Origin of the sequence: Pseudoalteromonas sp. SR45-1 (assembly GCF_014163655.1) — a bacterium.
Lineage (GTDB): Bacteria > Pseudomonadota > Gammaproteobacteria > Enterobacterales > Alteromonadaceae > Pseudoalteromonas > Pseudoalteromonas distincta.
In genome coordinates this window covers 1-14,024 of the sequence record NZ_JACJDR010000023.1, presented here as the reverse complement: position 1 = coordinate 14,024, position 14,024 = coordinate 1, and the positions used below count along the sequence as shown (strand labels likewise).

The 14,024-nt window shown below is 39.7% G+C and carries 15 protein-coding genes; 3 read left to right on the top strand and 12 right to left on the bottom strand.

Annotation, left to right across the window (positions count from 1 at the left end; all coding sequences use genetic code 11):
- Positions 1-46: 46 nt before the first annotated feature.
- Genes hemW through H5089_RS18525 form a run of 6 tightly spaced genes read right to left on the bottom strand, consistent with a single transcriptional unit; the run spans position 47 to position 4,409 of the window.
- The gene (gene hemW / locus H5089_RS18550; protein ID WP_002962575.1) at positions 47-1,183 is read right to left on the bottom strand and encodes a radical SAM family heme chaperone HemW; all 1,137 of its coding nucleotides are present in this window, start codon (positions 1,181-1,183) and stop codon (positions 47-49) included.
- Positions 1,180-1,779: an XTP/dITP diphosphatase gene (locus tag H5089_RS18545; RefSeq protein ID WP_039488314.1), complete on the bottom strand. Its 600-nt coding sequence runs from the start codon at positions 1,777-1,779 to the stop codon at positions 1,180-1,182. Before H5089_RS18545 ends, hemW begins: the two co-directional genes overlap by 4 nt.
- Before the next feature lie 4 nt (positions 1,780-1,783).
- Complete coding sequence (locus H5089_RS18540; RefSeq protein ID WP_182712847.1) at positions 1,784-2,236, bottom strand: DUF4426 domain-containing protein; 453 nt, start codon at positions 2,234-2,236, stop codon at positions 1,784-1,786.
- 60 nt (positions 2,237-2,296) lie between these two features.
- Complete coding sequence (locus H5089_RS18535; RefSeq protein ID WP_002962568.1) at positions 2,297-2,830, bottom strand: YggT family protein; 534 nt, start codon at positions 2,828-2,830, stop codon at positions 2,297-2,299.
- A gap of 26 nt (positions 2,831-2,856) precedes the next feature.
- Positions 2,857-3,678 carry a pyrroline-5-carboxylate reductase gene (proC, locus tag H5089_RS18530; RefSeq protein ID WP_002962567.1) on the bottom strand — a complete coding sequence of 274 codons (822 nt, stop codon included), beginning with the start codon at positions 3,676-3,678 and terminating at the stop codon, positions 2,857-2,859.
- Positions 3,679-3,695: 17 nt separating this feature from the next.
- Complete coding sequence (locus H5089_RS18525; protein WP_182196817.1) at positions 3,696-4,409, bottom strand: YggS family pyridoxal phosphate-dependent enzyme; 714 nt, start codon at positions 4,407-4,409, stop codon at positions 3,696-3,698.
- Between the two features lie 2 nt (positions 4,410-4,411).
- Between H5089_RS18525 and H5089_RS18520 the strand changes: the two genes are divergently transcribed.
- Both H5089_RS18520 and H5089_RS18515 read left to right on the top strand, forming a co-directional pair.
- Positions 4,412-5,452 (top strand): type IV pilus twitching motility protein PilT, encoded by a 1,041-nt coding sequence (locus H5089_RS18520; protein WP_039488318.1) that lies wholly within the window; start codon positions 4,412-4,414, stop codon positions 5,450-5,452.
- A 9-nt stretch (positions 5,453-5,461) separates the two neighbouring features.
- On the top strand, positions 5,462-6,598 hold the full coding sequence (locus H5089_RS18515; protein WP_024596219.1) for a PilT/PilU family type 4a pilus ATPase: 1,137 nt from the start codon (positions 5,462-5,464) through the stop codon (positions 6,596-6,598).
- A 74-nt stretch (positions 6,599-6,672) separates the two neighbouring features.
- Here H5089_RS18515 and ruvX read toward each other — a convergent pair whose 3' ends face one another.
- From ruvX to H5089_RS18485, 6 genes are all read right to left on the bottom strand, one after another.
- Positions 6,673-7,122, bottom strand: a complete 450-nt coding sequence (gene ruvX, locus H5089_RS18510) for a Holliday junction resolvase RuvX (RefSeq protein WP_002961947.1) — start codon at positions 7,120-7,122, stop codon at positions 6,673-6,675.
- Positions 7,123-7,159: 37 nt separating this feature from the next.
- Complete coding sequence (locus tag H5089_RS18505; RefSeq protein ID WP_002961948.1) at positions 7,160-7,717, bottom strand: YqgE/AlgH family protein; 558 nt, start codon at positions 7,715-7,717, stop codon at positions 7,160-7,162.
- Between the two features lie 115 nt (positions 7,718-7,832).
- Positions 7,833-8,783, bottom strand: coding sequence for a glutathione synthase (gene gshB / locus H5089_RS18500; protein WP_154903711.1), 951 nt, complete (start codon positions 8,781-8,783; stop codon positions 7,833-7,835).
- 54 nt (positions 8,784-8,837) lie between these two features.
- Positions 8,838-9,572 carry a 16S rRNA (uracil(1498)-N(3))-methyltransferase gene (gene rsmE, locus H5089_RS18495; protein ID WP_002961950.1) on the bottom strand — a complete coding sequence of 245 codons (735 nt, stop codon included), beginning with the start codon at positions 9,570-9,572 and terminating at the stop codon, positions 8,838-8,840.
- 69 nt (positions 9,573-9,641) lie between these two features.
- On the bottom strand, positions 9,642-10,142 hold the full coding sequence (locus H5089_RS18490) for a hypothetical protein (RefSeq protein ID WP_082007357.1): 501 nt from the start codon (positions 10,140-10,142) through the stop codon (positions 9,642-9,644).
- A 65-nt stretch (positions 10,143-10,207) separates the two neighbouring features.
- Positions 10,208-11,101, bottom strand: coding sequence for a hypothetical protein (locus H5089_RS18485; protein ID WP_002961952.1), 894 nt, complete (start codon positions 11,099-11,101; stop codon positions 10,208-10,210).
- A 77-nt stretch (positions 11,102-11,178) separates the two neighbouring features.
- Here H5089_RS18485 and glnE point away from each other — a divergent pair, with 77 nt between their 5' ends.
- Entirely contained in the window at positions 11,179-13,974 is a 2,796-nt protein-coding gene (glnE, locus tag H5089_RS18480; protein WP_182712846.1) for a bifunctional [glutamate--ammonia ligase]-adenylyl-L-tyrosine phosphorylase/[glutamate--ammonia-ligase] adenylyltransferase, read from the top strand.
- Positions 13,975-14,024: the final 50 nt, after the last annotated feature.

The following is a 14,024-nucleotide window of genomic DNA, read 5'->3' as shown; positions in this document are numbered from 1 at the left end:
GTGATTTATATTTATTAGTTTTATATTGTTGTGCAGTGCCTTAGCGCTACACAAACAATTCTAGCAGGTCATTTAAAAAGCGATGACCTTTTAAGGTTACCTGCCAATGGCTGTCTGTTTGAGTCAATAAACCTTTATTTATTGCTTGGTTTAATGCACTTTGCTGACTTTGCAGCGGCAGTGTTGTTAGTTTATTAAAATCATTAATTGGGCAAGGCTCAACAAGGCGAAAGCGATTCATAAAAAATTCAAACGCTAAATCGTCCTGCTCTACATGCCAGCTTTTATACATATATGGTTTAATTAAATCCATATAGCCGCGTGGATGTTTAACCTTTTCGGTACGCGTTATAAGCCCTGTATTTGCATCAGTAACCTTACCATGTGCGCCGCAGCCAATACCGAGATAATCGCCAAAACGCCAATAATTTAAGTTATGTTGGCATTGATAGCCCGGTTTTGCATAGCCCGATATTTCGTATTGCACGTAACCTGCTTGCGCGAGTAACTCAACCCCTTGTTCTTGAATGTCCCACAGTGTTTCATCTTGTGGCAAGGTAGGGGGCTTTGAAGCAAACTGAGTATTGGGTTCAATAGTTAGTTGATACCAAGATATATGCGGTGGATCGAGCGCTATTATTTGTTTTAAATCACTCAGAGCATCATCAAGTGTTTGCCCAGGTAAGCCATGCATTAAATCAAGGTTAAAGCTATTTAAACCGGCTTCTTTAGCTTGTTGCGCTGCATAGTTTGCCTCGTCGCTGCCATGAATCCGACCAAGTGCTTTTAACTTGTCGTTTTGCATGCTTTGCACACCGATAGAAATACGGTTAATGCCTGCTTTTACGTAATCTTTAAAGCGACCTGTTTCTACTGTACCAGGGTTGGCTTCAAGGGTGATTTCGCAGTGTTCTTCAAGCCCAATTAGGTTGTCGACTTCATTTAATAAACGGGTATAAGCTGCACCAGTTAATAAGCTTGGTGTGCCGCCACCAATAAAAATGCTGTGAATTTTACGTCCTTGCACTAAGTGCAAATCTGCTTTTAAGTCATCAATTAAGTGTTGAACATATTCAGCTTCAGGTATTTCACCTTTTTGTCCGTGGCTATTAAAATCGCAGTACGGGCATTTTTGCACGCACCAAGGCACATGCACATATAAGCTCAGTGGTGGAAGGTTCACAGGCCGCCTTTTTGCTGTAGTTCTAGTAATAATTTTTGCAGCGCTTGTCCGCGATGACTCACTGCATTTTTTTGCTCTTTTGTAAGCTCAGCACTCGTACAATTTTTCTCTGCTACAAAAAACACAGGATCGTAACCAAATCCACCGTTGCCATTTTGAGTGAGCGTAATTTCGCCCTCCCAACTAGCACTACAAATAAGCGGAGTAGGGTCGTCTGCGTGGCGCATTAACACCAGTACACACCAAAAACGTGCACTGCGAATAGGGTTATCACCTAAATCTACGAGTAACTTATCAATGTTATCTTGATCGCTGGCACCTGGGCCTGCAAAACGGGCTGAGTAAACACCGGGTGCGCCATTTAGGCCATCAACTTCCAAACCTGAGTCATCGGCAATAGCAGGCATGCCAGTAATTTTAGCAGCATGGCGCGCTTTAATAATGGCATTTTCAACAAAGGTAGTGCCGGTTTCGGCAACTTCACCTACGTTAAAATCGCTCTGTGGAACTACATTAATATTCAAAGGGCTTAGCATGTTAGCTAGCTCTTTTACTTTGCCAGGGTTACCTGTAGCAAGTACTAAAGTTTTGGTCATGTTATTAATCTACGTAAAATTTTTGCTGAAACTGTAATTTTTGAAATTGATTACTTTGTTGTATTTCAATCTCAAAGCGTAAAATCTCTTCGTTGGTGTAATCAACTTGGGCAAGGTAATAAATTGACTCACCTTCTTTTACTTCTTTAAAAGTAAGCGTTTGTTTGTTGCCAAGTAGGTTTTTAGCTGTGCCTGTAAGCTTTGCCGTTTGTGCCGTTTGTGCTGTTTTATCGGCATCATTTTTTAATATAGAAATGTTTACAACCCCTTTGTAGCCACTGCGCTCAAGGTTGTACGCTTTTGCTATTTTTGGCTGAATAAAAGTAGAAGGAAAGGCGATGTAATGCACTTGCCAAGGGCCAAGCTCTTTGTATTGTGCGCCCTGCATTTCTTCGCTTTGCGCGTTAAATGCAAATGCTAAACAAGCAATAAAACAAAACTTAATTAAACGGTTCATTATGTATTCCTCAAAACATATAAAAAAGAGGCCTTTGGGCCTCTAATTAAAAAATCCATATTAGACTAAAAAATCCATAAGCAGCATTTGCAAAAACTGAATACCAATAATAAGCACTAAAACTGATAAATCTAAGCCACCCATTGATGGCAATATTTTACGAATTGGTTTTAGCATTGGTTCAGTAAGCTGGTGGAAAACCGCTTCTATAGGGTTATAGCCTTGGCTAACCCAACTTAAAATAGCGCGAATAATAAGTACCCAAAATACTAAATTAAGGCCTTCTTTTAGTACCGTTATAAGTGCTTGAATAAGCACAGGCTGTATTGCCCACGCATTATATATAACAAGCATTAAAGTACTAATTTTGGCTACAGCCACTATAAATGCCAGCAACAGAGATGCTAGATCAAGTCCGCCAAACCCCGGAATGATTTTACGCAGTGGTTTTACCGCAAACGAAGTGGCTTTAACCACAAACTGGCTCATTGGATTGTAAAAGTCGGCTTTTGCCCACTGCAGCCAAAAGCGCAGTAATACCACCATTAAAAACAAATCAAACAGGGTACTGATTAAAAATTGCATGGCATTCATAGTGTAACCTTCAATAAAAAGTGGTTTTAAAGTTCTTTTTCCATTTGCTCTGCACGCGCAATACACGCATCCATTGCATCGCCAACGGTTTTAGTTAAGCCTTCATCTTTTAAGTGCTCAACAGCTGCGTGAGTAGTGCCGCCTTTAGATGTTACGTTTGAACGTAGTTGCGAAATACTAATGTCAGGCTGGCTAAGTGCCATTTCGGCAGCGCCAAGGGCTGTTTGTTGTACCAGGCGACGAGCGTCTTCATCGTTAAAGCCCAGCGCTTTTGCTTTTTCTTCTATGGCTTCCATAAATAAGAAAAAGTAAGCAGGTGATGAGCCGGTTACAGCAATAATATCGTTAATTTGTGACTCTTTTTCCACCCATACAACAATGCCCGTGCATTCAAAAACTTGTTGTACAAATTCGTGTTCGCTTTGTGTTTCGCCCGCACCATATAAACCTGATACTCCGCGACCTAATAAAGATGGCGTGTTTGGCATGCAACGTACCATTTTAACGTCTTGGCCTAGCATTTCACGTAAACGTTTTACAGTTAAGCCCGCCGCAACAGAAATAAACAGTTTATCGCTAAAATCTACGCCCGACTCTTGAAACGATTTACATAAATCGCCCATCATTTGTGGTTTAACAGACAAAACAATTACATCAGCATCGCGCAGGGCTTCGTTATTGTCACTGGTGGTTTGCACCTTGAAATCAAATGCTACCTTTTCAAGCTTTTCTTGGTTGCGGTTAGTCGCAATTATGTTACTTGCGTTAAAGCCGTTTTTTACCATGCCACCAATAATGGCGTAGCTCATATTACCTGTGCCTATAAATGCGATTTTTTTATCTGACATAAATCTGTTATCACCTTTTAAGTTCGTGTTCCAAAAATGTCTGTGCCGATCCTTACCATGGTTGAGCCTGCGCTAATGGCAGCTTCAACATCGTTACTCATACCCATCGACAAAGTATCTACTTGAGGATATTGGGTCTTTAGTTTATCAAAGCAAGTTTGTAATTGCTCAAAAGATTGAATTTGCGTATCCAGTTTGTCGCTTTTAGCGGGAATTGCCATTAAACCTCGAAGTGTTAAGTGCTCACATTGGTTAATAAAATTGGCAAGTTCATCTATTTCATCACGGCGGCAACCTGACTTTGCTTCCTCATTACTTATATTTACTTGAATAAGTATATTAAGAGGTGGTTTATCGTCTGGGCGCTGGGAATCTAATCGCTTTGCTATTTTTATGCGATCAACACTTTGCACCCAATCAAAGTTAGCAGCTACTAATGCACTTTTATTTGATTGAATAGGGCCAATGAAATGCCAAATGATGTCGCTATATGACTGTAGTTGAGCTATTTTATCTATAGCCTCTTGAACATAAGATTCACCAAATTCGCGCTGACCATGCTCATAAGCTGCAATAATATCTTCGCTTGGTTTAGTTTTAGACACTGCTAGTAGAGTAACTTCGTTAGTGTTTCGCTGTGTGTTTTTTGCCGCGTCTGCAATTCTAGCGTAGGCGGATGTGAGTCGTTCTGCTATTGTAACCATATATTTATCAGTTAGTTGTGGAGTCATAAATGGATATTACCGAATTATTAGCGTTTAGTGTGCAACACAAAGCATCCGATTTACATTTATCGTCGGGTGTTTCACCTATGATACGCGTAGACGGTGATGTTCGCCGCATTAATATACCAGCCCTTGCAGACAAAGACGTAAACAGTCTGGTTTACGATATTATGAACGATAATCAACGCAAGGACTACGAACAAAACCTCGAAGTGGATTTTTCGTTTGAAGTGCCTAATTTAGCACGTTTTCGTGTGAATGCGTTTAACTCTAATCGCGGGCCTGCTGCGGTATTTCGTACCATACCAAGTGAAGTGTTAACGCTTGATGATTTAGGTGCGCCAGATATTTTTAAAACAATCTCTGATACCCCACGTGGACTCGTGTTAGTAACAGGGCCAACGGGTTCAGGTAAATCAACAACACTTGCCGCTATGGTCGATTATATAAATCAAAATAAACATCACCATATTCTAACAATAGAAGATCCAATCGAGTTTGTTCACGATAATAAATTAAGTTTAATTAACCAACGTGAAGTTCACCGCGATACACATAGCTTTTCAAACGCGCTACGTAGTGCATTGCGTGAAGACCCTGATGTAATACTTGTGGGTGAGTTACGTGATTTAGAAACAATTCGTCTTGCAATGACTGCTGCCGAAACGGGTCACTTAGTGTTTGGCACGCTACATACAACATCTGCACCAAAAACTATTGACCGTATTATTGATGTATTCCCAGGTGAAGAAAAAGCTATGGTGCGCTCAATGTTATCTGAATCTTTACGTGCGGTAATTTCACAAACACTGCTTAAAAAAATTGGTGGTGGGCGAGTTGCAGCACACGAAATTATGATTGCAGTCCCTGCTATTCGTAACTTAATTCGTGAAGATAAAATTGCACAAATGTATTCGTCTATTCAAACCGGTGCGTCTGTGGGCATGCAAACAATGGATCAGTGTTTAACTAATTTAGTTAATCACGGTATTGTTACAAATGCGGCAGCGAAAGAAAAAGCGCAAGACAAAACACAATTTGGTGGGTAAGAAATTATTATGGCTTTATCTTTAAACGACTTTTTACTCATAATGATTGAGAAAAAGGGTTCTGACCTATTTGTATCGAGTCAGTTACCTGTAAGTGCAAAAATAAACGGTGAACTAACAGCTCTCAGTGACGATAGACTGACTGATGAGCAATCGCTTGAGTTAGTAGAATCTGCAATGAGCGAAAAGCAAAAAGCAGAATTTCATACAACGAAAGAATGTAACTTTGCGATTGCTACCGACGAAGGGCGTTTTCGTATTTCTGCTTTTTGGCAGCGCGATAGAGCAGGTATGGTTATTCGCCGTATTGTGACGCAAATTCCTGATGTGAGTGATTTAGGTCTGCCGTCTACGCTGACAGATGTAATTATGTCTAAACGCGGTCTTGTCTTGTTTGTAGGTGGTACAGGCACGGGTAAATCGACCTCACTAGCTGCACTTATTGGTTATCGAAACCGTAATCAACGAGGTCATATACTGACCATTGAAGATCCGATTGAGTTTGTTCATGAGCATCGTAAAAGTATTATTACTCAGCGCGAAGTAGGACTTGATACAGAAAGCTTTGAGTCGGCACTTAAAAGCTCATTACGCCAAGCTCCAGATGTTATTTTGATTGGTGAAATTCGATCGCAAGAAACGATGGAATACGCCCTAAGCTTTGCTGAAACCGGGCACCTGTGTGTTGCAACACTACATGCTAATAATGCGAACCAAGCGATTGACCGTATTATGCATTTAGTACCAAAAGAAAAACACGATAAGCTTAAGTACGACTTAGCACTTAACTTACGTGCCATTGTTGCTCAGCAATTAGTGCCGACTGCTGATGGTGAAAGCCGTGTTGCAGCTATTGAAATATTGCTTAACTCACCAATGGTCGCTGAACTGATTAAAAATGGCGATATTGGCGGAATTAAAGAGGCAATGGCTAAGTCGAAAGAAATGGGCATGCAAACCTTTGACCAAGCGTTATTTGAGTTGTACAGACAGCAGCGAATTAACTACGCTGATGCACTGCACCATGCTGACTCGCCAAATGATTTACGCTTAATGATAAAACTGCGCAATAACGAACAACAAGGTGCGGGCTTTTTACAGGGCGTTACTATTGATGGCCTTGATGATAAAAATAGCGATCAATAATTTAAAAGTAATTAATAAAAAAGCGCCAATTGGCGCTTTTTTTATTTGTATTAAGGGTTGTTTATATAGCCAGTTTATTCACCGTAACTAGATTCAAAAAAGCTTTCTAAAATAATAACCGCAGACATATTATCTACGTTACCTTTACCTAAGTTTTTATAGCCGCCACTTTCAAAAAGTCGCGCTTTAGCATCCGCTGTCGTTAAGCGCTCATCCTGTGTTTGCACAGGAATGCCATAATGATTATGCAATCTGTTGGCAAACTTTTTTGCTTTAAAGGTAACCTCTTGTGATGTTCCATCCATATTTAGTGGTAAACCAACAACCATTAAGTCAGGCTGCCACTCGGCTACTTGTACGGCGATATGGTCCCAGTTAGGAATGCCATCTTGTGCTTTTACAGCCTTAAGGCTAGACGCACTGCCGGTCAACTCTTGCCCAATAGCAATACCAATACTTTTGGTGCCAAAGTCAAAGCCCATTACAGTGCGTTCGCCTTGCGGCTTAAGCGATTTTTTTGTCATGTGTATCTTGTTTAAGTTTGCTAAGGGTTAGTTACTATTATGCGTGACCAGCTTCAGGGCTGAGTTGGCTAATATCAAAGCCCAACATTGAAACTGCTTTTTCCCATCGTTTTTCAACGGGGGTATCAAAAATGATCTTCGGATCGGCTTCTATGATCAACCAGCTGTTATCAAGTAACTCTTGTTCGAGTTGTCCTTGCTCCCAGCCTGAATAACCAAGTGTAATAATAAACTGCTCTGGTGCTTGTGCAGTGGTTAAGTTTGCTAGAACGTCTTTTGAGGTAGTGATCATAATATCGCTACTGAGTTTTTGACTTGCTGAATAACCCGATTGGGGAGAGTGCAGTACAAAACCACGGTCAGTTTTAACGGGTCCACCTGCAAACACACTTACTTTTGCTGCGTTTTGCGTTTTGTCGTTATCAATTTCTATTTTATCTAAAAGTTCGCCAACAGTAACATCAATAGGTTGGTTTATTACCAAGCCCATAGCCCCATCTTCATTGTGCTCACAAATATAGGTAACAGCACGTTTAAAAAAAGGGTCTTGCATTGACGGCATCGCGATTAAAAAATGATTTTCTAATGACTGCATAGATTTCACCCTTTTTAGTTAATGAACTTTGAGTATGGCATAGTTATTTAAATTGACATAAAAAGCCCATTAATTGCATGAAAGGCTTAAACTAATGGGCTTTTTATTGTGGTAATTACTTACCTAATTTACGCTCAATTGCATCAAATAAAATACCTGTGATAGAAATATCATAAGCAGCTTCAATTTCGCGTACGCACGTTGGTGCAGTTACGTTAATTTCAGTTAATTTATCGCCAATAATATCTAAACCTACAAATATTAAGCCTTTTTCTTTGAGCGTTGGTGCAACAGCTTGCGCTATTTTTAAATCTGATTCGCTAAGTGGACGGGCTTCACCTCGACCGCCTGCAGCCAAATTACCGCGTGTTTCACCATTTTGTGGTATACGCGCTAAACAATATGGAATAACTTCGCCATCAACTACTAGTACGCGCTTATCGCCTTGTTTGATCTCTGGAATGTAATTTTGCACCATTGCGAAGCGGCTGCCGTGCTCGGTTAACGTTTCACAAATTACACCAATGTTGGCATCGTCTTCTCTGATGCGAAAAATCGATGCGCCACCCATGCCATCAAGCGGCTTTAAAATAATGTCTTTATGCTGTGCTAAAAATTCACGAATTTGTTTTTGGCTACGTGTAACAAGTGTGTCTGGCGTATGCTCGCTAAACCATGCTGTAAACAGCTTTTCGTTAGCATCGCGAAGGCTTTGTGGCTTGTTAATTATTAACGTACCTTCTTGTTCAGCACGTTCTAAAATATACGTCGCGTAAATGTATTCAGTATCAAAAGGAGGGTCTTTACGCATTAAAATTACGTCAAGATCGGCAAGGGCTATAGTGGCTTTTTCTTCAAGCTCATACCATTTTTCTGCATTATTAAACACTTGCGCTTTAGACGCTGTAGCGTACGACTTGCCTTTACGAAGAGATAAATCGTCCATCTCCATATAATAAATTTCGTAGCCACGTTCTTGCGCTTGCATCATCATTGCAAAACCGGTGTCTTTTTTGATGTTAAATCCACTAATAGGATCTGAAATAATACCTAACTTAATTGCCATGCGCTGTGCCTTACTATAAATGTTACTGTTTATATGAGGGTGCTTTTAGTTATTTCAATTAGCTAAATCGCCAAATTGAAGTTGTAATGCACTTAAGACCGTTAAAGCGGCTGTTTCCGTTCGTAAAACGCGCGGGCCTAAGCGAATATCTACAAACTCTAGTTGTTTGGTTAGTGCCATTTCATCGTCGGTAAAGCCACCTTCGGGGCCTACTAAAAAGCGTACGCCATCTTTAGGTACCGTAATGGTTTTAATGCTGTGCTCAGCACGAGGGTGAAGAGTGAGCTTAATTGCATCGGTTTGTTGTGCAAGCCATTGTTTTAAATCTATAGGTGGGTGAATAATTGGCACAAAATTACGCCCTGACTGCTCAGCCGCAGCAATTGCAATTTTTTGCCATTGTTGGTGTTTTTTCTCAAGACGATCGCCCATTAGTTTCACACCACAGCGCTGACTAAAAATAGGGGTGATTTCGGTAATACCTAGTTCAACTGACTTTTGAATTGTAAAATCCATCTTATCACCACGAGATACACATTGACCTAAATGAATTTTAAGTGGAGATTCTACATCGTGAGGGTTAAGTTCTAATGGCATTACGACGACTGTTTTTTTTGTTACCTCAATTATTTCACTAAGGTATTCGCCACCTTCGCCATTAAAAATAGATACATGCTCGCCTACTTTCATGCGCAGCACTCTGCCAATATGCCCTGCAGCATCGTCATCTAAAGTTACAGGGGTGTTTAGGGCAATACTCGATGTTTGATAAATATGAGGAACTCGCATAGGGCGTCACTTACTACATAGCGTAAAAATATATATTGCTATGGTAAGTAAGCTGGGGGCTGTGCGCAATTATTTATTTTTATTAAGTTGTTCGGCGAGATCTATTAAATCTTGTGGGGTGTGCGCTATATCGTGATGATTTTGCGAAGGTTCCGTTAACGTCTCATCGGTAACCCGGCTTAGTGTATAGCCTGTATCATCAAGATTTATTAAAAAGCGTTCTTCATGTAAGGAGTTATAAATAAAGCGCTGCTTATCACTTGCGAGTAAATAATCGGTGCTATTGAAAAGGACTCCGTGTAAATCGTGATGATCTTTTAAATAATTAATTAACTCAGAAACGCTTATTTCGTTTTCAAGATCGCAATAACTGTAGTCTTTAATAAGCTCGTCAAACATCATTTTTACTAATTGGCGGGTATTACTGCCTGCAGCAATAAGTGTACTCGCTTTTGTTATGCCATTACTATTTACATAGTATTCGGCAAATGCGCGGCTAAATTCGTTGTCTATGTCAATTAACAAATAGTTCGTTATTTCAGGCGGCATAGAGCTAGGACCTTGTTGCATCTAAGTAATTACCATTATTACTTAAATGCAGACGTTTTAATTGCTGTATTTTCAGTAAAAAAGGTCTAAAGAGAAAACATACTAATAAGTAAATAACCTATAGCACAAAAAACAGCAAATTCTATGCATGCTACCCCAATATTATCTTGATGGTCTATTTCAAGAGCCGTATCAATATTTGGTAAAGAGATAACTTTTATCACATACGTTAAGCCGTAAAGTAGTATCCACATTACACCGCAATGCATTACAAGTGTAAATATGTTTTCAACCATTTTACCGTTTTGAAATGCTGCGCTAGATAAACCAGCATATACAGCCAACGCTAAGCCAATTGATTTTCCAGCATATCTTATACCAATAGATGTATTTTCTAGGTTAAAGTTACTTTGTAGTGACGCACCTTGGTTTGCTTTTGCAAAACGGTGTTCTCGTATTTTGCTATCAAGTGCAAACATCCCCTGAAGTGTAAAAAAGCTAACGCAAGCAATAAGTAAGTTGCTAAACCCTTGCGTGTGCGTCCACGTGTACAAGCCCAGTGCAATAATACAGTTAGCGATTAACATTCCTGAGTCTACCAATGCAGCACATACATTTTGTTTTAGTATGGCAGCTTCTTCATTAAATCTGTGGAGTATCCATTTTCTGTGAATTAAATGGCCCACTTTTATAAAAGTGAATAAGAGAACAATAATAATTAATACTTTTAACGGGTTTGACTGTGCAGTGCTTACGCTTATTTCGTCAAATAAAAAGGCTATAGTGGCTATAACAACCGATATTTCAGATGCAAAACTAATACCCATGGCAAAGTTGTCGTGTTGCGCTAACTCATCTTTAAGCGCTTGTTTTGCTTTGATTTGAGTGACAACTCGTAAACAAAAAATAGTTATGCATATAACCGCAAAACTAATGGCAATCGCAATAAAACTAGTGTTAGATAAAGACAAATATGACATGGTGATCCTAATTAAGTTAACCTTTCTAGGTTTTAATCATTCTAGTACGGTTATTGATGATATAAAAGAGAGGATTGATGAGTAACGTAAAGCAACTTCCTATTCAATTACAAAAACTTGGCTTGATGCGCTTTGAACAGTTATACCCGCAGCAAAGTAAACAAAGTGAAGTTGTAAGGTTATTAGCATTAAGCGACTTTGCTTGGCGCAGTTTAGAGTCACAACCTGATTTAAATACCTGGCTATTATGCAAAGACGAAATACAAAATAGAGTAATAGATTCTCCTTTTAAAAACCTGAATTTAGCTGACCTTGATGAAGCACAGTGCCATAAAGTACTTCGTCAATATCGTGAAAAGTACTGGCTTAAAGTCGCCTTTTTAGATTTATGCTGTAATAATCCCATTGCCGATAGTATTAATTACATAAGCCAACTGTCTGACATGTTAATTAATAGCGCCAACCAATGGGCGCATGCACAGGTGGCAAAAGTAAATGGTGAGCCGCTTGATGAGCAAAACCAAGTAATGCCGCTAATGGTATTGGGGATGGGGAAGCTTGGCGGACAGGAGCTAAATTATTCCTCTGATATTGATCTTATTTTTGCGTATCCACGCAGCACAAAAACCCAAGGTGGCCGCAGAAGCCTTGATGCCCAAGTATTTTATACCAAAGTTGCACAAAAACTGATTGCAGCACTTAACCAAGCCACCGGTGATGGGCAAGTATTTAGAGTTGATATGCGCCTACGCCCGTTTGGCGAAAGCGGCCCTTTGGTTATGAGCTTTAATGCCATTGAAGATTACTACCAAGAACAAGGGCGCGACTGGGAACGCTACGCCATGTTAAAAGGGCGCTTAATTGGCACCCCTAATAAATATTGGGATGAATTTATTAAGCTTTTAAAGCCGTTTGTTTACCGCCGGTATATTGATTTTTCGGTGATTGAATCCTTGCGTAAAATGAAGTTAATGATTGCACAAGAGGTTCGCCGTAAACGCTTAACTAATAATATAAAACTAGGCGCTGGTGGTATTCGTGAAGTTGAATTTATAGTGCAAGCCCTGCAAATGGTAAGAGGTGGGCGAGAGGCTAATTTACAAACCCAATCTTTACTTAAAGCATTAAATGAGTTGGCACTTAACCAAGTTATAGATGAGCAAGAAGCAAGCGAGCTGAGGCGCAATTACCTTTATTTACGTAAAGTTGAGCAGTACCTTCAAATATTTGACGACCAGCAAACGCAAACACTCCCCGATGATGAATTGAATCAGCAGCGCTTAAATTTATTATTAGAACAAGCTGATTTTTCTGCCACTTTAAACACTATAGAAAAGGTGATGAAACAAGTTAACGGTGAGTTTGCACTTGTGATTGGCGAGGAAACCGTGCCACTTGATACCTGTGAAGGCGCATTTATTAGTGCTTGGGATCATGGTGATGTGAGCTTTTTAAAAGAGGCCAGAGATGAATGGCAAGCACCCCTTAACGATTTTAAATTAAGGCTGTCTAAGGTAAATATAGGTAACCGAGGGCGTGACACTCTTGATAAGTTAATGCCTGTTTTACTGAATCAATTAAATGACTTTAATGCCAGTGCAGCAGCTTTCACAATGGTTTGCCAAATTTTTAATAAGATAATTTCGCGTACTGCCTATTTAGAATTGCTTTACGAAAACCAAGGTGCATTAAAGCAACTTGTTTTACTGTGTTGTCATAGCAAATGGATAGGGGAGCATATTTCTCGCTACCCCATATTACTTGATGAACTAATAGACCCCGCAGTTCTTTATAAGCCAACCCCGCTCACAGCGTATAAAGATGAAATAAGACAGTATTTTTTACGAATAGAGCATGACGATTTAGAACTGCAAATGGAGTCGCTTAGGCAATTTAAGCAAACGCATCAATTACGAATTGCTGCCGCCGATGCAACCGGTGTTCTTGACGTAATGAAAGTAAGCGATCATTTAACCGTACTGGCAGAGGCGATTGTTGACCAAGCTGTTAATATTGCATGGCATAACACTGTTAAGCGCTTTGGGATGCCCCCTGGCACAGATGATGAAAATAAAGGTTTTGCTGTTATTGCATATGGTAAAACAGGTGGCTTAGAAGTCGGGTACGACTCAGATCTAGATTTGGTGTTTGTGCATAATCATGATGGCTCAAGCCTAACTAATGGTGAAAAACCGATAGATTCTCGCCAGTTTTATTTAAAGCTCGCTCAGCGCCTAATGCATTTATTTAATACCCGTACTGCATCGGGCATTTTATACGAGCTTGATACACGATTACGTCCTGAAGGAGCCTCTGGTTTATTGGCTATCAATTTAGAGAGCTTTAATCACTATCAGCAAACTCAAGCATGGACGTGGGAGCATCAAGCACTTGTTCGGGCTCGATTAATTTTAGGTCAAAACGATCTGATAGATCGTTTTTCACAAATTCGTAAAAATATACTTTGCCAGCAACGCGATGATACCGTGCTAAAAGCTGATGTAATAAAAATGCGCGAAAAAATGCGCGACCATCTAGCGAAGGGAAATGCTGAGAAATTTGATTTAAAACAAGATGTTGGTGGCATGGCTGATATTGAGTTTATTACGCAATATTTAGTACTTAAACACGCAAACGAGTTTGAACAGCTTACAGTTTACTCAGATAACGTAAGGATATTAACGGATGCGGCAAATATAGGTTGTATTACTAAAGAGCAAAAGCAGCAGTTGATAAAAGCGTATATTGATTATCGCTCGTGTTATCACGTGTTGAGCTTGGATCAAAAAGGCAAATTGATCCCGCGAGAAACGTTTTTACAAGATATTACTAACGTAACTAATATTTGGAATAGTATTTTTGAATTGAATTGAATTGATATTTGGGATTTTCTCACTAACGCTATTTATTATAATTATTGCCC